The organism is uncultured Dysgonomonas sp., from assembly GCF_900079725.1.
Classification (GTDB): Bacteria; Bacteroidota; Bacteroidia; order Bacteroidales; family Dysgonomonadaceae; genus Dysgonomonas.
Genome location: NZ_LT599032.1, coordinates 3,661,153 through 3,685,462, shown reverse-complemented (window position 1 = coordinate 3,685,462; position 24,310 = coordinate 3,661,153). Strand labels below are relative to the sequence as shown.

Here is a 24,310-nt window from a genome sequence, read left to right as displayed (position 1 = left end):
TAATTAGCTTCGGTATAATTTTTCAATAGAAAAAATAGTTTGCCAAAGTATTCTTTTTGACAAACTATTTTCATATTGCCTTCCTATCAAAAATATCACTTACTATTATTCTACTTCTTTCCAGGAATGAGCCCCCTTAATAGTTGCCGTATATTTACCTGTCAAATCTTTGAATTCAGTCTTATCCGGATCCAAGTCAGCGCTTGATACCACAAAATCCCAAGCACAAACCAAATTTGGATCATTCGTATCTACCGTTACATCTCCTGATGCTGATTTTGCAAAATCGGAAGAAGTACGGGCAGTTTTCCAGATTCTGATGTATTTGATACTACCTGAGAAATATTCTAACCTATCACCGTTAGCATTCATCCGGCAGAAAGCAGTCATTGGGATACGATCATTGATAAACGAATTATAAGTATATGTCCAGATTCGTTTTTCTTGCCCTATACGGATGCTTCCCCCCTTCTTTTCTCCATTATAGAACATTCTGAATCTTTCATCCAGATCTTCTCCGGGAACGCCATTTTCGGAATACACAAATCCATAATGCATCCATTTTTTATATCCAGCTTTAGCGATTCCATAATTTGGTTCTTCCAACGAAATACCCTGCCCATCTGCAGTCTTGTCTAAAGGTAAAGAAACTCTTATGAGGTCTCCATCATTTCCATTATGGAAACGTGATTGAACTCTCCAGCCTCCCCACGGATTATCACTGCAAGCCGAAAGATAGGTACTATTATCTTCACCTCCGGCATTGCAATATTCATCTATTTTAATCCATAATTCGACAGAGAATGCCGCATTTTGATTTGTTCCAAAGTTCGCAAATTCCTGATGATATCCAAAGTCGATATATCCACCATTATTCCCGTCTACATAAAGATTATAAATTTTATCTTCTAGGTTTTGAGTATTCTGGAAGGCCTCGATCGCCTCATTCGCTGTTTTGATAGCACTATCTGTCATTTCTTTTGTTAACTCACCGATTGTTCCGGATATAACACCTTCAATCAATATGTTCAGATCCACAATAGCAGTATTCAATATCCCTTTGCTTTCCTCCGGATAGGTTCCCGGTGTTGTTCCATAATCAGATGTACCTAACAGAATTTCTAACTCTGTCCGTTTATTTTTGAGCTGTTGAAGATTTCGTTGGTCTTCCGTAACATCGACCAATACAGTATCTTTAAAATCTTTCATTGCGGCATCCGCTTTTGCCAGCCAGGTATTTACAGTCTCTTGAGAAGTATTTTCGCCTTCATCTAGTTTAGATATGAGCGTATTCAGTCCTTTTATTGAATTTTCCAGAATAGTCTTACTAAATTCCGGGTAGGTCCCCGGAGCAGTTCCATATTCAGAATTTTGTAAAAGGTATTCCACTTCTCCTTTTTTTGCATTCAGCTGGGATACATACAGACTATTGTCTGTTTTGTCATCATCCGAACAGCTATAAAATGTTGCGTTAAATATACAACATAATAAAGTCAACAAGAGGCTAAATTGTTTCATCGTTTTTTTCATGTTCTCATATTTATTATAAGGTTATTGAATTGTACTCCATCCAGTATTTTGCACTAACTCTGCATCTATATCAATATCTTTCTGTGGTATTGGTAAAAGATACATTTTCTTTTCGAAAATGCGGTTTTCACGCCATGTGCGCTTATAAAAATCATTGCCATTTTTATTTACATTCATACCTACCAAGGGCATATTTTCGGTACTCTCGGCTATACACCAACGGCGCACATCAAAGTACCGGCTGTTTTCGAAAGCCAACTCCACCCGTCTTTCAGCTCTGATAGCCTTTCTCATTTCTTCTTGAGTAGCCGGTATAGGTAATTGCCCGGCTCCTGTTCCATAGGTCGGTATCCCGGCTCGTTCTCTTATCAGATTAAGATATAACAATATTTCTGTATTAAAAGGGTCGTACTCATTTAGAGCTTCTGCATAGTTCAGATATACCTGTGCCAGACGTAGAAGTACGCAAATAGTATTTCCACTGCTCCAAGCCCCTTTCGGTGCATTTTTCCTGACACTATAACCCGTTGGGGGATATTCTCCATTGTGTGCTCCGGAGTTGCCATCGTATGTGAAATCAGTAAAGAACGCACCTTCTTCCAGATTTAGCCATTTCTGCCCGTTAAATGTAATATCTGCATAGAAACGAGGTTCCCTATTTGCCCACGCCTTTAATATTCCTTTTGGAGCTAATTCTATTCCAGTATTGGGATCGTAATATATTTCTCCTGTGAATTCGCTTTCGTATATTGCTTTATAGCCTGAATCATCATTGATAATAGGAGTTATTCCGTCAGATTCATAACCGAGTATAGGACATTTTCCATTTGCCATGAAATAGGCATCTACAATTTGTTGTGATGCACCCAAACCTCCAGAAGCTCTATAATTACTACTTGGAGCACCACTATGACGAGGTGTACGATCATATTGCATCAGCGATGCTGATGTACCAATGCGATAAAAAATCATCTCTTTATTAGAGGAAAAGTCCTCAACCATCACTGCGTCCCGGTAAGACTGATATGCATTTATCTTTCCCCCAACATATACTCTATGGAGATCAAAATCAGCAGGGACGAATTTGTCTATAAAAGCTTTAGATGCTTTTGCCGCTTTTTCCCATTTATTTCTTATAGTAGCATCTGAGGTATCGGTAGGAAATAGTTTCGTCCCATCTCTATTCTCTAATGCCGAATAGAAAGAATTCTTCCCGTTAAATAAGTCACTTGCGGCAAATTGTAGCACTTCTGCCCTGAAAGCCATTACAATAGCATTATCTATTCTCCCTGCATTTTTTTCAGCCGACTTATCGGGCAAACACTGGCTATTCAGCACCTTATCAAACTCTGAAACAATATAATCGACACACTCTTCCACTGTATTCCTTGGAAGCTGAACTTCGGCCAATGGAGCATCTACATTTATGGGGGTTTCCTTTAAAATAGGAATAGGCCCGTAGATACGGAATAAATAAAAATAATACATTGCCCGAACTGCTCTTGCCTCTTCGATCCACTGGGCTAGCAAATTGGCTTCCATATCCTTACATGCAGGAGCACCTTCTATAAATTGAGATGCCGCACTGATACCAGCATAATATTTTTTCCAATATGCTTCCACCATTGATGTTTTAGGGGTAACAGTATTGTTGTTTATCAGTTGTGAAGCCGGAAAACTCCAATAATATTCCGCTTCATCCGAACCGGCAGTCCATGCTCCTGAAGTTCCGTTATCCTGCGAGGCAAAACGTTGACGAAATTCGTCGGGAATATATGAATATACCGTGGCTAAAGCTTTTTCTGTTGAGGCTTTGTTCTCGAAAAGATCTTTATAAGTCATTCTGTCTGTTGGCATTTGATCAAAAAAATCAGAACATGAAGCCAAAGAAAGAGCTGCCGATAGGGCAAATATGATATATTTCTTCATGATATTTTAGTTTAGAAGTTAAAGTTTATACCAATCGTGTATGTTGAAATATTAGGATAGAGAGTCCCATTATTTGTATTCAGTTCGGGATCCCACAATTTAAAATCACTGATAGTAAATAGATTGGTTCCCATGGCATAAACAGATGCATTGTTTAGTAAGACAGAATTAGTCCATTTCTTCGGCAACCTATATGTTATTTGTAAAGATTTTAATCGTAAAAAACTAACATCTTTTTGCCACCATGTACTAGTCTTGAAATTGTTTTCATTCTTATCGGCACCATATGCCAGCCGTGGATAAAATACATCCTGACTAGGATTATCCTCACTCCAACGATCTGTAATATTAGAAAACAAATTACCCTCTCCTCCCGATCCGGAGAATGGTTGAATACCCAGACCTGTAAGGCATCTATCCGCCTGTGCAGTTCCTTGAAACAAGGTACTTACGGAGAAATTCTTATACTGAATATTAAATCCAAAACCATAGACAATGGCAGGCACATCTCCCCTACCTATCTTAGTTTCATCATAAGTATCAATCTGACCATCTCCATTCAAGTCCCTATATTTAATATCTCCAGCCTGTACTGCTCCAAATTGAGTTGGAAAAGGGCGGGAAGTATTAGCCTTTTCTGCATCTGATAAAGCCTCCCATGCATTAATCTGATTAATTTCATCTTGTGTGTATAATCCATCAGCAATTAATCCCCACCGGGCTAATGTGTTGTGACCTCTTTTATCCATCCATGGATACATCTGTTCCGGCTGGTCATTCTCTATAACCTTGTTTTTGGAATAGGTAAAATTGCCCCGAAGGGTTACAAACAGATCTTTACCCAACTTTTTATTATATTCTAAATCTAGTTCCAGCCCCTTATTGTCGACAATACCTAAATTACCTACAGGTGTTGCTGTAAGACCAATAAAACCAGGAACTGCCCCTCTATCTAAGAAAATGCCTTTGCGACGTTCTTTGTATAGATCTACAACAATTGAAATATCATCTTTCAGCAATTTTATATCGAAACCGAGATCTTGTTTATGGGATCTTTCCCATGTCACATCTACAGCTTCATTCAACACGTTATAGCCATCAACCTCCCGCCTGTCGTTACCCCATGTATAACCTCTGCCTCCGCTATACTCCAACGATTCCAGATACAAAAAGCGTTTGGGGGTAGCTTGATTCCCTATAAAACCATTTGTATAACGGACTTTGAAGAAAGAAACCACATTGCTAATTGGTTTCCAAAATGCCTCATTGGATGGAACCCAACCGATACCGAATGCAGGGAAAGTTCCATAACGTTTGTTCGGAGAGAAATTCTCCGATCCGTTATATCCAATATTAAACTCTCCAAAATATTTATCATTCCATGAGTATGTCAGGCGTCCTGCAAGTCCTCTCGATCTGTAAGGAAGCCCTTGCATAATGCTTGTATTCTTAAATGTCTCTACTTTATCCTCTTGGTTGTAAAGGAATAATGCACTCACACGATGTTCTCCGAATGCACGGGAATAATTTAATGATGCCTCCAGATAACTTTTTCTATTCCCCTCGCTGTTGACCTCATAGCCAAGAGTTTTAGATCCCTCATATGTTTGTACTAATATCGGATTCCCATACCGGTCATACGGGTTGCTTTTATCGGCCCAATAATAAGTCGACTCTGCTTTACCCTGATCTACTGTACGGGAATTGTACGTATCAAAAGCAAACATTCCTGATAAGTTTAAACCCTCGGTAATAAATTTCAAGTCTTGGGTCAATCTCAAATTCGAGTATATCTGACTGTTTGTGACTGTTTTAAAGCCTCGTTTCGTAGCACCTACATATGGATTGTTGAATCCCGAGTTTGGCTGAGTATATGGGATATAATCTTTACCATTTATTGTAAACATTACCGGTAAATCTACAGGAGATGTTGTCATAGCCTCTCTGAATATTACATTGGTAGATTCGTGAGGACTTCGTCCTTCACCCAAATAGCCTGAAGCACCAACATCCAATTTGGTAGTGGGGGTTACATTTATATTTAAATTTGTTGTAAAATTATATCGGGAATACCCTATTTGTGAATTATACGACTCAGACTTGTCTCTTTTGATCAGCCCCTGCTCGTCGTAATAACTGACAGAAGCATAATAATTAGAAGTCTGCCCTCCCCCCCGTACGTTGATATTTGCTCTACGGTTGTGACCTATATCATTAAATACCTCATCCATCCAGTTTACATTCGGATACAACAATGGATCTGTTCCCAAACTAGTATTTAATATTTCAGTTTCGGAATATTTCGGAGCATTTCCGCCATTACGTAATGCTTCATTTACAGCTTGCATATAAGTGGTGCCACTTGCCAATTTAGGTATTTTGGTCAATCGTGTAATACCTTCATAATAGTCGACCGAAACGGATGTTTTTCCCGAAATCCCTGGTTTTGTTTTTATAAGGATAACACCGTTAGCACCCCTTACTCCATAAACTGCTGTTGCAGAGGCATCTTTCAATACAGTAAGGGATTCAACATCTTCAGGATCAATATTGTTGAATGAACGCTCAACCCCATCAACCAATACCAATGGATTTGAATTACCCATAGTTGAAATACCTCGAATCCAGATATCCGCATTATCCTTTCCCGGTTCTCCTGTACGTTGAACAGCTACGATTCCTGCCAATCGACCTACTAATGATGTACTCAAACTTGCCGTAGGTTGTTTTATATCTGTAAGTTTCACATTCGCTTGTGCCCCTATTGTGCTAATACGGCGTTGTGTGCCGTATCCGACAACAACAACCTCATCCAATTCCGTTTTAGATTCTTTCATAACCACGTCTATTACATTGCCGCTATTCCCTAGCAAAATATCCTGTGAATCGAATCCTACGTAAGAAAAATTAAGTGTGGAACGTTTACTCGTAACTTTCAACGTATATACTCCATTAACATCGGTAATTATTCCATTTGTTGTACCAACTTCTTTTACAGTTACACCGATCAACAATTCGCCTTTTTCGTCTATAACACGTCCGGTTATTGTTTCTCCTGATTGAGCATAGATTGTGATATCAAAGCAGAATAATGCTAATATTAGAATCAGTTTTGTTATTTTGTTCATTTTTTGAAAATTTAAGGTCCTTTTTACTTCTGAATTAATGGAAGATTTACAGCTATAGATACCGCTGTAGAAGTGCCCCATGGGTCAGTTGCATAGTATTCTGTTGTATTTGCGCTTTCATAGACCATGTTTTCCGTCGCTTTTTTAGTCCAGTCTGTCCAAACCAATCCTTTCGTATTCTTATTGTTATATGCTTGCAATGCGCAAGCTTCCATCCAGTCTGCATATCCGGGTATTTCATAGTTATTGATAAATTGTCTCATGTACCTCATCAGGATGCCTTTGAATCCCGGACGATCATTAGCTCCATTTTCATCAGGAGTAAATAAAATATTATTATTATCGCTAAAGTGCTGTATTGTATACTCTGCTGTTTTCTGCATATTTTCTTTATATGTATTATCTCCATAATATTCATAAAGCATCATAGACGCACCTAAAAACGTTCCCTGATTGTAAGTTGAAGCCCATTTCCACGGATTGAAATGGTCTGTTGTCACACAATCATAGACCATACCTGTAGCCACATCGTAGAGATACTGAGCTTGTTTATCATACACTCCTTTTGCTTTTTCATAATATGATACATCTCCTGTAGCCTGAGCCAGGTAACATGCAGCCACTATAGCCGGAGAATTGATACATGAATTGGTCTTGATACGTTCTTCCTCTTTTTCGCACCATCTTAGACAGCCTTCTGGCATTAGAGCTCTGTCATACATTTGTGTAAAGTTTTCGACTGCAACATTCAGGTATTCCTGATTACCAAAAAGAAGATGTGCTCGCACGCAAGCTATAACCATCCAGGTAATATCATCATTGAACGGATTATATAACCAGTTGCTTCCATTTTCGTAAATAAAATTTCGATAGAGCTGATCAAACATATCTTTGAACGATGCATCTGCTGTAGTTTCATAAGCATCCAACACAATTTCAAAGATTTCGGAGTCTTGCCATACATGACTCTCATTTGCCAAACGGTTTGCATCACTCAGCGTATACCCGACGTTTTGTGCTTTCCGGTAATATTGCGCCTTCCAGGCTCTGACCATTTCATCTCTCATTGCCGATGTAAAACGGTTAGGAACTTCCGAAACTCGTTCTAATTTCCATTTTTGTAAAGATGCATCTTCTCCGTTTCTTTTGATAAATGTTTTCACAGCTACACCTTCTTCAATATTGCTCCCGTCCGAGTTTTTAGAAATTTCCAGATACAGTTTATTTTCACTCGCTAATAATGCTGTGTTGAGAAAATAAACTCCACTTTCTTCCGTTTCCGATATTATCCATTTGTAATTGTACGTATTCTCTTTTGTGTATTGTTTTACATTTGCGCCTAAAGAAGCCGGAGAATCAATGTGCATTGATTTGCCGGTATACACATTAGTTAGATAGTAGAAGTTTCCACTTTCATCTTTGTTTAGCCTCCATCGCTGTGAATTAACATTTGTTTCTGTCCATGCTACAATGCCCGTGGCATCAGAAAAAGATGCATCTTTAACAGAAATACTTTTACTTTCATCCAAATATGGAGTAATTCGATAAACAGCTCCTGATATGAGTTCCGGAGCGAGGGAGCCTTCCGCAACAAATACAGGATCTGTAGAAGAACAGCTTATCAGGGCTGTTATGACTAAAATAGCCCAAAGTCTAATTTTTTTCATTTTATTTTGGTTAGGTTAAACAATAAATTTTATTTAATCAAAGGTTCCGCAGACGGAGGGACATCCTTTTCACCTGTTCCCCATTCCATAGATGCCTTATCACTCATTATTAATTCTAATTTTCCTCCATTTTTTATATCATGGTGACTGAACCAGGGCTTATTCCATGGTTTACCATTTAGTGCAGCTGATTGGATATATTTGTTTTTGTCTGAAGCATTTATAGCCATAATTTCAAAAAAATTATCATTACCGAGATCAATTTTTATATTTTCAAATAGAGGTGAACCAATATTATAAATCGGAAGACCCGGAGTAACCGGATAGAATCCCATAGCAGAGAAGACAACAAATGCAGTCATACCTCCGCCATCTTCATCGCCGGGCATTCCCATCAAATCATTTCTAAACCATTGATTAAGTAGTGTTCGAATCCGTTTTTGGGTCATCCATGGTTGCCCTGCATAATTGTAGAGATATGGAATATGTAAGCAAGGTTCGTTTGCCATGGAGAACTGGCCAACATTTCCGGTATGATCCGGTAAAGTAGAGTAGAATTCAAATTTTGCCTTTCCTATTGGTTCCCGAAAGGTTTGATTCAGATTCTTTATAAAATTCATTCGTCCTCCCATCAAGTCAATAAGGTCTGCAGGATTGTGCTGTACATCCCAACGATAAATCCATCCGTTGTTTTCACCATAATAAGCACGAGCTCCCTGACCTCCGGAAAATCGATAATCGAAAGGTTCTATAAAATTGCCGTCGATATGTCGAGGATGAAAGAAACCGGTTTCTTTGTTATATACATTGCGATACGAATAAGCCATCTTCATGAATTGTGCATATTCATCTTCATATCCTAACGTTTTTGCAATCTGGGCCAAGCACCAATTATCGTAACTATTACCAAGTATTACAGATATGGATTGACGTTTTTCATAGCCATGTACTTGCGTACATGTTTCCGGTTCATTTTCATTAAGAGCCGGAAAATAACCTTTTTGCTGATAAAATAAATCTAACTCCGTGAGGCTTGTTTTGGTCCATGGCAGAAGGCTTTTTTCAGTTATAGCTCCTTTGCATGAAATATATGCTTGCTCCAGGTCGAAATCAGTTAGTCCTTTACAATAAGCATCCCATATTGTAGCTACAGCATGATTCCCATTCATGCGGTGACTGTCACCTGTAACTTCCGGAAATGTTGGCATCCATTGTTTAGGAGATTGTTCTGCCATACGAATAAATGAACGGATCATATTTTGTTCTTTTTCAGGCTCTATCAATATTCGCAAGGGATGAGTCGCCCTATAAGTATCCCATATCCAGTCGTCAGTATAGAAAGGAATACCTTGGTCGTTATGTACTTGCCCATCAAATGCGCTAAAATATTGTCCATCTTCCGATATATTGATCATTCGTTCATAAGTGCGATAGAGAGAAGTGTAAAATACAATCTTTTGATCTTCAGTACCGCCTTTGATCTGGATCTTATCCAGAGTCTCGTTCCAAATTTTTCGCCCGGCTAAGGCCACATTATTTACATCATATGTATGTATTTCTCTTGCAAGATTCTGTTTGGATTGTTCTACGCTAATAAAAGAAATTCCATAGCGAATAGAAATTGTATCTCTTGCTCCAAAGTTTAGTATAAGAGCGGCATTTTCTCCGTCTGCTCTATTCCCTTTTTTGCCATCTACCTTGTTTATCCTATGAGGAATATTATCTAATTCTGCAAAAAAGTATATTGTAGTTTTGTCATCAAGATGTTGACAGCCTTCTATTGTATTAGCTTCTGCTGCGACATAGCCGTTTCTAGAATTTATAATCAAAGAATTATCATCTCCTTTATCCTCATAAACAAATGAATACACAGCCGCCTGATATGAAGGCGCAAATTTTACAGCAATATTCATTTCATCTAAAAACACATTATAGCAGTACGGAGTTATTTCCTCCAAATCGTATGAATAGTCCAGTACGGGACTGAGATTTGAGTTATTCACTTGTATTGGGCTTAAATTAAAAGCCGATGCACCGCGATGGCTGGTAACAGTCATAGGCAAGCCATGAAGCTGGTCTGCTGTCAGGTCTGCCCGCTCGGGATATATTCGAAGCATGGCATTCGGCAGATGTATTGTCGGATAGGTAGGGACTAATAGATGGCTGATGTTTCCTATATAAGGATTAACATAGTTTACTGGCTCTATTTCTTGGTGGAAGTTGTTTTGACTACAGCTTATCTGAATCGTTGCAAGAAATAACAGTTCTGTAAGGACTATCTTTTGAAGGTTATTTTTCATAGTGAAAGACTAATAATTTGTTCTCATAAATTAGTATAGGCTAAAGGTAGCCTCACCCTATTAACCGGGGCTTAACCATGACTTAATAGGAATTAATCTTTCATTATTTATCAATACCAGCAAAGCATATAAGTCTGACATTAAGGCATATACTCAAACAAAAATAAATACAATAAAAATAGAGTTATTTTTTATCAATGATCTCTGAATAGAGAAAATCAGGCTTAGTTCCAAGTATACGCATGTAATCATCACAGAAGGATTCATATACTTGTTTCGCCATACCTTTTTTTCCGAGGTGATAGAGGGCATAGCATTTGCATTGTATTGCAGTTTCATCAATTGAATCTAAACTGAGCATTGTTTCGGCAAGATTCAACAGTAGAATAAAATCTTTTTTCACCTCCGGATACTCGACTGCAGTTAAAAGAACATCGGATATAAGTATAGAATATTCTGATCTGAATTTCTCAATCCATTCTTCTGTTATATCAGGAAGCAAATCTCCTTTTCGGCCCAATTCCGAAATTCGATTCAATGTATCTAAGGAAATAGTTCTCTTGGATTTTATTTTCCCTAACAGATCTAAAATCTCAATATAGTCGCAAGAGATATTATCATCCATCGTTAACTGCCAATAACCATTTTTATGAGATATGCTTATATCTCCTATTTCTTTCAACAACAGACGGAGTTTACTAAGATTGACATTCCGATTGTTCATCGCATTACTCTTGTTCATTCCAGCCCAGAAAATATCAGTTAATCGCTCCGATGTCACACCACTACCATCTCTACACGAATAGAGTAGTATATACAAAAGCAGATTTCGTAATATTTGCGAAAAATGTAATGTGATATCTTCTCCTTTAGCATTTACAACCTGAAATCTGCCCAGAAGTTGTATTGTCGATTTTTTCTGTTCTTCATGAAGTACCGGCTGAGAGACTTTTTTGTCCATCCTTTGTAATTTTCTGCGTCTGAATAACAGCCAAGTACCTAAAGTCATTAAAATGGCAAGAATAAAAACAATGGCTACAATAGGTATTTTTGAGCTAGCATTACTTTTTGCTGTCACTTGGGGAATTTGAATCACATCCGCAGTTTGAAAAGCCGGATATTTTAATGCATATAATTCTACTCGAGATTCACTGTTTCCATTTTGACTGATAAGGGCTACGAAAAACTGTGAGTTAGATTTATCATAAAACAGTCTGCTATATGACTTTGTATCGTGAAAAAGGAAAGGAATGGAGTCTGCCAGCAACACCCTGTTTGGAGCATTAAGGTCAAACTTATTAAGTTTGAGAAATGTATGAGCTCTATCATTGGCAAAAGATAGGGTATAAAATGATTTTTTATCATCATCTACTATTATTGAACTCCCAAATACTTCCAGTTTTTCATTCGAAAAATCCCATATTTTTTTAACAGACATTCGATCCAAATCAATCAAATGAAGATCGTAATAACTCTGAGGGGTTTCTTCTTGTTTACCCGATTTACTGCCATAACCACCCATCAATAGTATTTTCCCATCTCCCATATAGCCCATACTGCTCATATACCGAGGCTCAATAAATTGAGATAAATCTTTTTTCTCCCAGCCAGAAGTGTCTTTACGATGTATCTGTAAGATTGCATTGTACTTATAGAAACCATATCCTCCAAATACGACCAACTCTTGCCTGTCTTCGATATAACAATTTGCATGTTGAAGATATGAAAGAAGTATATCTGATTTACTCTTATCCCATTCTTTTGTATGAAAATTGAAAACATTGAAATTTTCATCTTCTAGTGTATATGAAATCAGGATATTATCGACATTATCATAAATTAAACTCGGTATGGTAGCATTGTAGGGAATACCTCCTCTTACATGTATTTTACTCAATCCGTTGTTTGTTATAGAATACTGATAGATTGTATCTTTCTGTATTGCAAAAAGCCCCATATCATCAGCTTTCTGATATGGTGTTATCTGCCCATTACCTTGGGGTAGAGAAAAAGACACGAGCTTTTTCCACCTTATATGGTCATCAATAGACCAAATTCCATTTTTGACTACAGCTCGCGCGTTTTCTACTTCATCGAAAGTTTCCCCTTCGCCATGCTTCTGTAAACTCCAATCTCTTATAAGCCTCTCTTTTATATTTTTTATTGTAATATTACGAAGGCTCATAGGGGCCACATCAGTACTCTTAAATTGTTTTAGGGAACTTAACCCAAAAACGATCTGGACATTGTTTACTTGAGGTAAAACGACCATTGCTCGATCTTCCTTACCATTCAAGAACCATTGAATTCTTTGTTCCTTATGGTTAATGACCAACCTTACATTTAACCAATCTGCCGCAGAATATTTGGAGACCAGCTCCAGATTCTGCAAATCTATTATATGCTGATTGCCTTTTATCAGCGAAAGTTGGTTATTGCCCCACCCATTGTTTCCCAAGAGGTCGACATTGAGTGTATCATTGATTATAATACGGGTTATATAGCCATAGTTATGTTCTTCTTTTCTCAGAAGCACTTCAAAATCCAGGATTAAACCATCTTTAAGTTGTGAGGCTTTGTCCAGTGTCAGGTTCAATGATGTCCGTTCTTCTGGTATCACTGTATGTGATTGGAAATAAAGCCCTCCCTGCAATTCCTTGGCGTAAGCTTTATATCCTATAGAATTACATGCGAGAAGTAGTATTAACAGTAAATATACACGAGCTTTTCTCATTTCTTAATGGCAAAAGTAATGAATCGGGTATAATCTACAATGTTAAGATACTTAATTAACTTTTTCATATTTATAATAGCAATCCTTTTCATTTTTATGTGATAAATGTAATTGGACTGACCAAAAGAAAGCTTATATAATCCGGGAACTAAACCCTTAAATATTGATAATTTTGTGTCCTATTCAATACAGATCCCATTAAAAAGAAGAAACTCCTATAAATCCCCCTCTTGTAAGAGCTTGAGCCCGGCACTCCACGAATAATGAAAAATCAAATAATCCTTCTACATATACACGCCTGCATTAATCCTTGATATTTATGCCGGTATCCTTCAAAAATTCAGAAGGGGTCTGTCCTGTAAGTTTCTTCATCGTATGAAAGAATGAACTCCTCGAACTAAATCCGCATTCCTTTGCTAAAGCGCTGAGTGTATATTGATGAAGTAGTCCTTCCGCAGCCTTTTCCTTAAACATTTCGATCCTGTATTTAGAAATGAAATTAGAAAAATTAGTATCCAGGTATTGATTTAAGACCTGCGATATTTTCGTTTTCGGACAATTGATAGCTTGCGCAATATCGTCAAGTTTAAGTTCCGGATTAAGATATGGTTTTTCATCTTCCATATACTGTATGAGCAGTAATTTTATATTCTCCAATTCATCTTTTTCTATTTTCTGGTTCTGGTATTTTGCTTTAGTTGTGTCATCCCTGTTTTTTGCCGCATTTTTATAATTCCTTAGTTTTCGTATAAACCATTTATAGGTGTAAATAAACAAGAAAGCTATAATTACTATTATAAACAAAACCCAATAAATCAGATATGATTTATCTTTATAAACCACAAACATCTTTTCGGACGAATGATCTCCGGCTTTTCTGATTTTCAGGATATAAGAGCCACTCGGAATATCCGGTATCAGAATCTCATTTCCGGCTATGGTTTTATGCCATGCACTATCCTTTAAGTTTTCCAACTTATATTCATAAACAATAGAGGAAGGATAATCATATTTGAAGTCAGAAAATTTGAATATAAGATTCTTTTGTGAAGAAGGCAATTCTATTGTCCTACTATATTCCGGAGCTTCGGATAATTTTCGTATTTCATAATCTTCGGGGAAACCATCAATTACAACTTTAGTGATGAGGATGTTATTCTTATAATCATCTTTTACATTAATAGAATCTAAAGACAGAAGCCCTTTCTCGTTACCCCACCATAATACATTGTTCTCTGTTTTTTGCACGGCTCCATCATTGAAAGCATAGCTGGAAATGCCGTCATGCAAAGAATATATTCTATAACCGGACGAATTGTTATCATATAAGACTATTCCTTTCGGGGTAGCCATCCATATCTTACCACGCGCCCCTTCTATTATAGAAGAAACATAATTATCCGGTAAGATATCATGTATGGTGTAGTTCTTATAAGAACTTAAATCACGAGATATTTTAATAGCACCCTGGTTCTCACACCCTAACCATATATTATCATCAGAATCCTGAAACAGAGTGCGGACTATCCCAATAAAAGACAGGTCGATAGAGGCAGGTTGCTTGAAAACGCCATCCTGAAAATAGCATATCCCTGCTCTTGTCGCGATCCATATTCTCCCCGAAGAGTCTTTCAATAAACTATATATATCGTTGGATATGATATCCGAATTCTGAGTATTATAAACAGTATATTTCTTATTGTCAAATTCATATTTTATCAGACCTGATAAGGTGCCAAACCATAAAGTGCTATCGTCTCCTTTAATAATAGAATAGAACGATGCCTCTGAAAAAACAGGACTGTTATCGAATCTTTTTATCGACTTTGTCCTGGTTTCGAAGAAATTAAGGCCGCCTCCGTAAGTGCCTATAAGATAGTCGCCATTGAACGGTAAGATCGATAAAATTATATTTGATTTTAGATCCGGGGTATTATCAATAGTAAACCATTGAAATTCTCCGTTTTGGTTATAAATAAATCCGTTGCGGGCGCCATAAACTCCCAAACCATAATTATCAATATGGAAAGATCTGATATTCAGAAAAGAAGAGTTAAAATATCGGTTATCTAACGTTTTAAAATTATTCTCATGGGAAGGCACATAATTCAATCCACCGGAGAAAGTCCCTACCCAAAACATATTATCTTCAATCAATAAAGAATATATGGCGTTGGAACTTAATGTATTCTTTTGTGAAGTATTTTGTGCTATTGTCGATATATTTTTATCCTTAAGATTTAACACCTTCAGGCCATTTCCATTGGTTCCTATATATAAGTGATCATTATGATAGGCTATGGTCTGTATATAAGATGTTTCTACTGAGGCCACATCTGTAAATGTATCAGAATTTGTATCGAAGGATATAACCTTACTGCTTTGAGTACCGATATACAATTTATTGTTCACACCAATCAAACATGAGAACTTGCTATCGGAGGGATTTTCAAAATTCAGAGTTTGGTTCGAATCCGGATTATATTTGATAAGCGCTCCCAAACAAGTAAGCCAACAGTTATTTTTGTCATCTACATGTATATCCGTTATTATTTTTTTTTCGAATGAAGGATTTTTCAGAAGAGAAGCTATAAGGCTATTTTCCCTCAAAAGATATACCCCCTTATCACTCAATATATATACATTCTTATTCTTATCAAAAGCAAGTTTTTTAAAAGAAACATTATCATCGTTAGTAAACGATAAACGTATGTTCTTTCTTAGTCTCCGATCATATTTATACAATTCTCTTTCGGAAAGTATATACAGACTTGTAGTATCAGGTTCGATAATTGAGACTATCGATTTATCTTTGAATTCGTCAAAAAATAAGATTGTAGTGCCGTCAAACCTATTAAGCCCGTTTGCAGTCCCCAACCAGATGAAGTTCTTATAATCCCTGTGTATACAATTTATTGTATTACTTGTTAGTCCTTGTTCTACAGTAAGGTTTCTGAAAGAATAACCATCTGCAGCAAATAAGGACAAACCAGATAAAAATACAAAAACTATAAGAAATAAATTCTTCATTCTCAAATTAGCGGGAAATTAACATCAAATTCTATTAGACTTTATCTAAGTTATTAATAATAGCAGATACAGCAGACTAAATTTCGCTTCTCAGACTTACCTTCTTTATTATTTCTTCTTAAAAAACAATAATACTCTCGTTGTAAAATAAAAATCTAAAGTAAGAAATATTTCACTGATTACAATATTTACAGTCGGTTTTTAAGAAGCTGTTTTAATTATACCACTTATCTGTTTTGGTTAAAACCTGACACATCTGACAGTTTTCTTAATTTTTTCGGTTGTCATATTTTTCTTCTTTTTGTGTTCGCCCTTTCTTTTTTGAGAAGATGTAAGTACTTGCATACCCTTTTTTATATGTTCGTTTTTCGGGGGAAACTCTGTGATGGCCTCCGCGCAGGTTTCCAATATTTCTTCCGCCGGTTTTTGATCTATACTATTATCTGCTTCTTCTATTTTTTCCAGAGTTCCGACTTCATCCTTCATTGTGCATTCTTTAGCAGCTTTCTCCTGCCTCTGGGGAGGTCGGGAGGGGCTATCCTTATCCTGTCTGTCAAGCAGCATCTTTATTGTGCGAAGGTCGGGCGGGCATTCCTTTTTTGTAACTGTCTTTTGCTTGAAAACAAGTTCGCCTGTATGCCCATTGGGGACATAGATATCTTTTTCTACCGTGGTGTAATAGCCTTCAAGTTTCTTTTTCAGCGAAGAATGCATCACCGTCATCAGTTCCGCTTCGCGGCGCGCTACCGCCTGTTCCACTTCGCTGCGGAAATCGCCTCTGGTATTCATCCAGCAATAATATGTCTCACGGCTGATGCCTGTTGCCTTACATACCTGCGACACGGTGAAAAATTCGTCTTCAAGCAGGCTTACAATCTTTTCTGTCAATTCCGTACTGTACTTTGCCATAATAATTAATTTATTACTTTGCCAATTCGCTAATTGGCTAATTAGTTTCTTTATAGATAAACGGAATTTCTATTCATACAAAATTTTAACATTTTAGAAGTAAGTGATAGTAGCTTCGCGCTGTGGTCGCCTCCTTCCGTCGGCTGCACTGAAACACTTCACTTGTAATAGTCAAATACTCCGTCATAACTCAAACAGCTTCTTAGATTATGATGAAAACAGCATGCAAAAAGGAGTCCATAAATAATTTTGCACTCATACAATCAAATCCGAAATATTTTTTCAGGACTTATTAAGCCCTTCAAAAAAGACAAAATAAAATTTACTCTGAGTATTTTTGTTTCGTTAACAAATACTCAAAACAGAATAAACCATAAACTATCATGAAAGATCCCTAACGAAAAATATGAATATAAATATATAGAAAAAGTTAACCTGAATGATACCATAAAAAATGACTCCCCTGTTTACTATCTTGATATAGTAATCTGATAAATCATAATAATTAAATAATAAATACATGGAAATATGAATGTAAAACCTAATTCTAAATTCCGGAAAAACAAAATTGCATTATTCACCGCTGCCTTTATGCTATGCAGTATATGCAATTCTTTCCTACATGCTAATTATTCGAATGAGAATCTGTCCGTAAATCAGACAAACCGGACGATCAAAGGAAAAGTTACCGATAAAGTTGGTGACCCTCTTATCGGTGTCTCTGTAACTGCCACAGGAACCACCGTGGGCGCGATGACTGACATCGACGGAGCATATACAATAAATATGCCTCAGGGAGCTACACAGCTAAGATTTAGCTTTATTGGCTTCAAAGAACAAATCGTCAGTATCCAAAACAAAACAAATATCGACATCGTGTTAGAAGAGGATAATCAACTCTTGGACGAAGTAGTGGTAGTTGGATATGGTACCCAAAAGAAAGAAACACTAACAGGTTCTGTTGCCGTGGTAGACGGAAAAGCCATGGAAAACAAAGGTACCTTGTCAAGTCCTTTACAGGCTTTGCAAGGACAAGTTCCCGGTGTTATTATTACTCGCTCCTCATCGGCTCCCGGTGACGAAAGCTGGAGTATGAGCCTTCGTGGAGCTGTATCCAGAAATGCGACATCGCCTTTGATCATCATCGATGGAATAGAATATGAGAGTGCCAATGAACTTCGCCTGTTAAATCCATCGGATATAGAATCTATCAACTTCCTTAAAGATGCGTCTGCGGCTATATATGGTAGTAAGGCTGCCGGAGGTGTTGTATTGGTGCAAACAAAAAAAGCCAAAGGAGGTAAAACCCGGGTAGAATATAACGGCTCAGTCTCTGCAAAATTTGTAGGATTAATGCCGGAAATGATGAGTCTCTCCCAATGGGCTGACGCTGTAGTACAGGCACGGACTAACGATGGTTATAATAACGATGATGTATGGATGCGATATGCAAAACTGGCTTTAGCCAATAAAGGAAGCTATATCAACCTCGATCATGCAAGTAACCCTATATCCGGAGCTTTCACCGATGTAGCCGATTATGTATTTTTCGATACCAATTGGAACGATATTATGTGGGGGACAGCAGCTTCTACACAACATGAGCTGAGCATATCAGGCGGAGGTGATAAAGCCACATATCGCGCGTCTTTGGGTTATATGTACGATGATAGTAACCTGAAATGGGGAGAAAACAATAATAATCGGTACAACTTCCGCCTGAGCAATTCGTTCAAATTGACGAATGCCCTTTCGCTCGAATCGGTTATAGCATATAATCGGCAGGACCAGGTGGCCCCGTCCCAAGTTGGTTCCGTTTTAGCTACGTCCATCCAGCAGCCGGGATTCCCGTCATCTACCGTCGATGGAAAACCGTATGCATGGGGTACATGGGGTGCTCCTAACTGGTATGCAGAACTTGGAGGAGAAAACAAACTGAAAGTTTCAGCTATCAATATAAGCGAATCATTCAACTATTCTTTAACAAAAGATTTAAAAGCAGTTGCAACACTAGGCTATAATACATCAACATCCACACGCGATATTGTATCAAAATCAATTGATTGGTATAATTATGCCGGGACACGTGTTATACGAACTGCCCCCACTCAAGATAAAAGCTTCTATACAAAAACAAATTCCAGAACAGACTTTTACTCTCTGTCGGGATATCTGGAATGGAGCCGTATTTTTGCAAAAGATCATGACATAAAAGTTATGGGGGGTGCACAATATAATATGAAAGAGTATGAATACTCATACAGCCGTACTGATAATGTGATGCCGGGATTGGAAATTCCGAATGGAGAAGGAACATCATGGATAATAAATCCTGATAATAAGGATGACAGGGCCAAAAAGAATCAGGAGGCCATCATGTCATATTTTGGAAGGATCAATTATACTTTTCAAAGTAAATATATGCTGGAAGGTCAGTTCCGTTACGACGGTTCTTCCAAATTCCAATCGGATAACCGTTGGGCTGCATTTTGGGGAGCCTCTGCCGGATGGCGTATATCGGAGGAAGCATTCATGCAAGATCTAAGCAATTATGTTAGTAATTTGAAACTGAGAGCTTCATACGGAAACGTGGGAAATCAAAGCGGAATCGATCTTTATGACGGAGTACAGCTATATAATGCATATTCGGGTTCCGGAGCATTAATCGGGAATGGGAAAGTTACTTATATAGACACTAATGGTAAGTTAGTTAGCCAGGACCGTACATGGGAAAGAATACACAATTATAATATCGGGCTGGACTTCGGCTTCTTCGGCGGAAGATTGAATGGTACCGTCGAATATTTCTGGAAAAAGAATAACAATATGCTTGTTAGAAATGCTTATCCTTCAATATTAGGAGACGAAGCGCCTCAACATAATGCGGGTAAATTTAAGGGGAATGGATTCGAGGGCAGTTTTACCTGGTCAGACAAGATTGGCAATGTACGCTACAATCTGGGCGCAACATATACTTATGCTAATACCAAGCTGACAGACAATGGAGGAGATGCCGCTCTTGGCCAAGTGGAAATAACACTAAAATAGACCCCCATCCGCCAATCTAAATTGACCCCTTGGAAAGTTTTTGTTTAGGAGTAAAAAAAGCAGTCATTTTTTGTTTGTAAAAAGCCATCATTTTTGTCGGTTTTTACTAATTAATTTTTACAAATATAAACATTCCTGATTAGATTTTTTTCTTCTGAGTGATTCACCATGTAGTTCAACCCTCAGTGATTGATGTACTATCCTGTCCAATACAGCATCCGCAATGGTTTTCTCTCCTATAATGTCATACCATTCCTTGACAGGTATCTGGGATGTAATCAGCGTAGACCTTTTCCCGTGCCTGTCTTCTATGATATCCAGCAATGTAACTCTTGCCTGTGAGTCAAAAGGTTGCAATCCAAAATCATCCAAAATAAGCAGGTCTGTCCTTTCTATCCTCTTGAGTTCAGTCAGGTTGGTACCTTTGGCTTTAGCCAGTTTAAGCTGGCCCATCAATTTAGCTGTTGAAGCGTATAGCACCCTGTATCCCATCTGACAGGCATGAAAGCCTAATGCAGATGCCAGATAGCTCTTGCCTGTCCCCGTACTACCTGTAATAAACAGATCCTTGTGTTCCTTGATAAAGTCTAAAGAAGCCAGCCTGTGTACTTCATTCTTATCCAGCCCCCTTTCTACAGAGTAGTCCAGTTGTTCCAATGATGCCTTGTAACGGAAGTTGGCCAGTTTAATAAGCCTGGCTATGGACTTATTCTTACGGTCATCCCATTCACTGTTTACCAGCATAGCGATAAACTGATCAGGTGTTAATGTCTCTTTAATGGAGCCTTCCAGGTTGGTCTTAAAAGCTTCATACATGCCAAATAAGCGCATCTGGCGTAACTTGTCCAATGTTTGATTGTTCATGATTTATTCTTGGTTTAAATGTTTACTGATAATAGTCTTTGCCCCTGATATTTTTATGATTGGGTATGCGTGCAGCTTCATCCTCCAGTTTTAGCTTATCCAGACGCTTGTTCAGGATCTCTTCTATTACCCTGTATCCGTATTGCCCGAAGGCTTGGGCACAGCGGCAGGCATCTATCAGGCGTTCGTTACCCACCCGCCTGGAGAAACTTAGTATGCCTGAACAAGACTTGTAGGCCTGCTCAGGGTATGTTTTTTCCTCCAGCACTTTGGCTATATACTCAGCCACATCCTCATGTATATCCATAGCCTGGGATATAAACTTCTCGGCAGACCACTCGGTCAGGAACTGGTGTTGGGAGGCCAGATGTTCCGTGTTGGTCGTATATTGGTATTTACGTCTGTTACGCACATGTTGGGCAATGAGTTCATGCCGGTAGTAAACCTCTACTGACTGCGAAGTATAAAGGACTTTGACTGTTTTTCCGATATATTTATAGGGGACGCTGTAATAATGGGTATCCACTCCTAAGCGTATATATCCGTTCTTCCAGACAGTAAGCTGAGCCTGTTCTTTCAGCTCATAGCGGATCGGGTTCAGGTCCTGCAACACATCACGCTCAATCTCTTCGAACTGTTGTCTGCGGCTGTACTCCCGTTTATACATAGGTGTGTTGTTGTGTATCTCCAGGGCGACCCGGATAGCAGCGTTCAATGAAGACAGGTCATAGAAGATACGCTTGTCCAGCTTGGTAAAGATTGTTTTATATACCAGTTTTACCGCACCTTCCACCAGGGACTTGTCCCGTGGTTTGTAAGCCCTTGCCGGAAGGACTGTCATCGAGTAATGCTCCGCAAAGCAGGCGAAGGACTCGTTCAACACCGCTTCGTATTTACTGCCCTTGGTTACGGCTGCTCTCAAGTTATCGGGTACAACCACCAAAGGTGCGCCCTCAAAATAGATCAGAGCGTTCTCACAGGCCCGTATCAGGTCTTCTTTCTTCTGGCTGGCTACTGCTTCCACATAAGTGAGTTGGCTACATCCCAGAATAGCAACAAAGACTTCCGTCTCTGTCTTGGTCCCGTCTCCATTATCCAGATGTAGCTTTTGACCTGTAAAGTCGATATACATCTTGTCGCCGGCTTTATGTTCGATGTGCATAACAGGACGATGCTGGGCTAAATACAACCGGATAAAACCGCAAAAGCGGGAGATGCCGTAACCTTCAGGGTACTTCTCTATATACTGCCTGTAGAGCATCTCTTTAGTAACGCCCTTACGCTTGAGTTCCCTGCATATACCCGGAAGCAGAGCCTCCAGATCTACTTGACGCTGGCTCTTCTCAGGATGGGCGGCAACCAGAAACTTCTGGGATAACTCCAGATCGCTCATCCCTGAAAAGGCTTCGTAACTAAGACCTGAACTAAGGAATATGTGCAGGTACTTCTTAATGGTATTGCGTGAGATAAACAACATTCCGGCAATGGCTTTGGTGCCTTTGCCCTGATTATAAAGACGGATTACTTGTCGTAGTTTTAACATACTAATGGTTTTGTTAGACATGATGATAAATTTTTGTTGCTCAGCTTTTAAGTAACAAAAATTTTAACACTTTAAAACAAAACTGACAAGCTTCTGTTTTACTCTTCTTTACCGGGGTCAATTTAAACTGCAGCCAGGGGGTCAGTTTAGATTGTTACATGGGGGTCAATTTGGATTGGCGAGATGGGGTCAACTTTAGCAAATTTTTCCAAGTTTAGCATCATTTTTATGATACAAAGTATAAAACGATATCTATAAATATTTTTCAAATACCGATTTTGCAAGGATACCTGTTTTGTAGTGTAGGAAAGAAAAAAAATGAGAAGACTTTGAAAACACCTGACTAACACCCGAGTTGGGTGTTTTGCTTTTCATGGCATTTTCGGCGTTATTTTGCCCGATAAACGGCAGAAAAAGAACCCTGTTTTAATTCAAATATTTGATGATAGATTCTAAACTGAACTTATGTCGCTTGTATTCAATAATATATAATTTATTTTTCAGAAAAAAACACCCGAGTTAGGTACTACTTGTGAATTTGGTATTTTCCTTCTTCCGACCTTTGTATCGTAACATTATTCTCAGGTCATATGGATAATAAAAGTTTTGAAGAATGGATGCAGATTTTGTTAGGTCGTTTTGATAAAATAGACAAGACACTTGAACGGATGAATAAGCTGAAGGAATGCTTTGATGGTGATACACTCCTAGACAATCACGATTTATGTAAACTTCTGGGAGTTACTAAAAGGACCATTGCCAGATATCGCCAGAAAAAGTTGCTTCCATATTATACATATGATGATGGCAGGGTATATTACAAAGCATCGGAAATTGAACAATTCATGAAAAAGAAAGGGAAGCCCCCAGGCAGTTCACAATTAGTATAACTCAAGTATAGATAAAAATAAGCCCGCAGTTTACGCTGTGGGTTTTTATTTAGATTATTCCAATGTCAATATGGACAATGATTGTAATTACTACTCTATTATTGGGGGGGAAGATGTTCTAGTTTGTTCTGTTCGAATATTAAGGATTCTATGAATCTTAACACGATGAAAGTAAATTTGATTCAACTTAATTGCTCTATTTTATAATTTACTTGCACCACACGATAGTTAATATTAAATCATTAATAAACAGCAAAATGTGATAAAAGATGATTGTTTTCGTGTGGTGCAGAATGTTTTTAAATAAAAAAAATCAGCATCGTAAAATGCTGATTTTCAAGTAGCGGGACCGAGAATTGAACTCGGGACCTCATGATTATGAATCATGCGCTCTAACCATCTGAGCTATCCCGCCAAGGTATTTTTTAGTTGTGGTGCAAAATTGTGGTGCAAGTGAATTTCACCTCTATTTTTACACTACTTAATTGTCTAATTTAAAGAACGTTACGACTGTCAAAATCGACAGAAAGCTCACTTTTATGAATCATGCGCTCTAACCATCTGAGCTATCCCGCCAACTTTATGTTAGCGGGTGCAAAAATAGAAGATTATTTTATATAATACAAACTTCCGGCTAGAAAATAACAAAAATATTTCCACCCTATCATTAAATGAAGCTTATAAGCCTGTATAAATTCACTAATAAAGATTAAGAACAATATCTTTCATCATAATATT

At 38.0% G+C, this 24,310-nt stretch carries 12 protein-coding genes and 1 tRNA gene; 2 read left to right on the top strand and 11 right to left on the bottom strand.

What is annotated here, in order from left to right; translation table 11 throughout:
- Positions 1–105: 105 nt before the first annotated feature.
- The 8 genes from QZL88_RS15430 to QZL88_RS15395 all read right to left on the bottom strand — a co-directional run bounded on the left by QZL88_RS15430 (position 106) and on the right by QZL88_RS15395 (position 17,227).
- Positions 106–1,518, bottom strand: coding sequence for a DUF4972 domain-containing protein (locus tag QZL88_RS15430; RefSeq protein ID WP_296942541.1), 1,413 nt, complete (start codon positions 1,516–1,518; stop codon positions 106–108).
- 33 nt (positions 1,519–1,551) lie between these two features.
- On the bottom strand, positions 1,552–3,459 hold the full coding sequence (locus QZL88_RS15425; protein ID WP_296942539.1) for a RagB/SusD family nutrient uptake outer membrane protein: 1,908 nt from the start codon (positions 3,457–3,459) through the stop codon (positions 1,552–1,554).
- An 11-nt stretch (positions 3,460–3,470) separates the two neighbouring features.
- On the bottom strand, positions 3,471–6,587 hold the full coding sequence (locus tag QZL88_RS15420; RefSeq protein WP_296942537.1) for a TonB-dependent receptor: 3,117 nt from the start codon (positions 6,585–6,587) through the stop codon (positions 3,471–3,473).
- Between the two features lie 23 nt (positions 6,588–6,610).
- Positions 6,611–8,254 carry a glycoside hydrolase family 76 protein gene (locus tag QZL88_RS15415; RefSeq protein WP_296942535.1) on the bottom strand — a complete coding sequence of 548 codons (1,644 nt, stop codon included), beginning with the start codon at positions 8,252–8,254 and terminating at the stop codon, positions 6,611–6,613.
- 29 nt (positions 8,255–8,283) lie between these two features.
- On the bottom strand, positions 8,284–10,554 hold the full coding sequence (locus tag QZL88_RS15410) for a GH92 family glycosyl hydrolase (protein WP_296942533.1): 2,271 nt from the start codon (positions 10,552–10,554) through the stop codon (positions 8,284–8,286).
- Between the two features lie 184 nt (positions 10,555–10,738).
- On the bottom strand, positions 10,739–13,288 hold the full coding sequence (locus QZL88_RS15405) for a hypothetical protein (RefSeq protein WP_296942531.1): 2,550 nt from the start codon (positions 13,286–13,288) through the stop codon (positions 10,739–10,741).
- A 303-nt stretch (positions 13,289–13,591) separates the two neighbouring features.
- On the bottom strand, positions 13,592–16,318 hold the full coding sequence (locus tag QZL88_RS15400; protein WP_296942529.1) for a two-component regulator propeller domain-containing protein: 2,727 nt from the start codon (positions 16,316–16,318) through the stop codon (positions 13,592–13,594).
- Positions 16,319–16,558: 240 nt separating this feature from the next.
- Entirely contained in the window at positions 16,559–17,227 is a 669-nt protein-coding gene (locus QZL88_RS15395) for a helix-turn-helix domain-containing protein (protein WP_296942527.1), read from the bottom strand.
- Positions 17,228–17,755: 528 nt separating this feature from the next.
- Between QZL88_RS15395 and QZL88_RS15390 the strand changes: the two genes are divergently transcribed.
- Positions 17,756–20,275: a SusC/RagA family TonB-linked outer membrane protein gene (locus tag QZL88_RS15390; protein ID WP_363927650.1), complete on the top strand. Its 2,520-nt coding sequence runs from the start codon at positions 17,756–17,758 to the stop codon at positions 20,273–20,275.
- Between the two features lie 117 nt (positions 20,276–20,392).
- On the opposite strand, the gene istB is transcribed toward QZL88_RS15390, so the two are convergent.
- Positions 20,393–21,139, bottom strand: a complete 747-nt coding sequence (istB, locus tag QZL88_RS15385) for an IS21-like element helper ATPase IstB (RefSeq protein ID WP_296938925.1) — start codon at positions 21,137–21,139, stop codon at positions 20,393–20,395.
- Positions 21,140–21,161: 22 nt separating this feature from the next.
- The gene (istA, locus tag QZL88_RS15380) at positions 21,162–22,682 is read right to left on the bottom strand and encodes an IS21 family transposase (RefSeq protein ID WP_296938926.1); all 1,521 of its coding nucleotides are present in this window, start codon (positions 22,680–22,682) and stop codon (positions 21,162–21,164) included.
- Positions 22,683–23,272: 590 nt separating this feature from the next.
- Here istA and QZL88_RS15375 point away from each other — a divergent pair.
- Positions 23,273–23,572 carry a helix-turn-helix domain-containing protein gene (locus tag QZL88_RS15375; RefSeq protein ID WP_296942525.1) on the top strand — a complete coding sequence of 100 codons (300 nt, stop codon included), beginning with the start codon at positions 23,273–23,275 and terminating at the stop codon, positions 23,570–23,572.
- A gap of 341 nt (positions 23,573–23,913) precedes the next feature.
- Here the strand turns inward: QZL88_RS15375 and QZL88_RS15370 are convergent.
- Positions 23,914–23,987: transfer RNA gene (locus QZL88_RS15370), tRNA-Met, on the bottom strand.
- Positions 23,988–24,310: the final 323 nt, after the last annotated feature.

What these genes read in the sequence shown, in the direction of transcription:
- QZL88_RS15425 (WP_296942539.1), bottom strand. Translation starts at nt 3,459, where the DNA reads ATGAAGAAATATATCATATTTGCCCTATCGGCAGCTCTTTCTTTGGCT.
- istA (WP_296938926.1), bottom strand. Translation starts at nt 22,682, where the DNA reads ATGTTAAAACTACGACAAGTAATCCGTCTTTATAATCAGGGCAAAGGC.
- QZL88_RS15415 (WP_296942535.1), bottom strand. Translation starts at nt 8,254, where the DNA reads ATGAAAAAAATTAGACTTTGGGCTATTTTAGTCATAACAGCCCTGATA.
- QZL88_RS15400 (WP_296942529.1), bottom strand. Translation starts at nt 16,318, where the DNA reads ATGAAGAATTTATTTCTTATAGTTTTTGTATTTTTATCTGGTTTGTCC.
- istB (WP_296938925.1), bottom strand. Translation starts at nt 21,139, where the DNA reads ATGAACAATCAAACATTGGACAAGTTACGCCAGATGCGCTTATTTGGC.
- QZL88_RS15395 (WP_296942527.1), bottom strand. Translation starts at nt 17,227, where the DNA reads ATGGCAAAGTACAGTACGGAATTGACAGAAAAGATTGTAAGCCTGCTT.
- QZL88_RS15375 (WP_296942525.1), top strand. Translation starts at nt 23,273, where the DNA reads ATGGATAATAAAAGTTTTGAAGAATGGATGCAGATTTTGTTAGGTCGT.
- QZL88_RS15405 (WP_296942531.1), bottom strand. Translation starts at nt 13,288, where the DNA reads ATGAGAAAAGCTCGTGTATATTTACTGTTAATACTACTTCTCGCATGT.
- QZL88_RS15390 (WP_363927650.1), top strand. Translation starts at nt 17,756, where the DNA reads ATGAATGTAAAACCTAATTCTAAATTCCGGAAAAACAAAATTGCATTA.
- QZL88_RS15420 (WP_296942537.1), bottom strand. Translation starts at nt 6,587, where the DNA reads ATGAACAAAATAACAAAACTGATTCTAATATTAGCATTATTCTGCTTT.
- QZL88_RS15410 (WP_296942533.1), bottom strand. Translation starts at nt 10,554, where the DNA reads ATGAAAAATAACCTTCAAAAGATAGTCCTTACAGAACTGTTATTTCTT.
- QZL88_RS15430 (WP_296942541.1), bottom strand. Translation starts at nt 1,518, where the DNA reads ATGAAACAATTTAGCCTCTTGTTGACTTTATTATGTTGTATATTTAAC.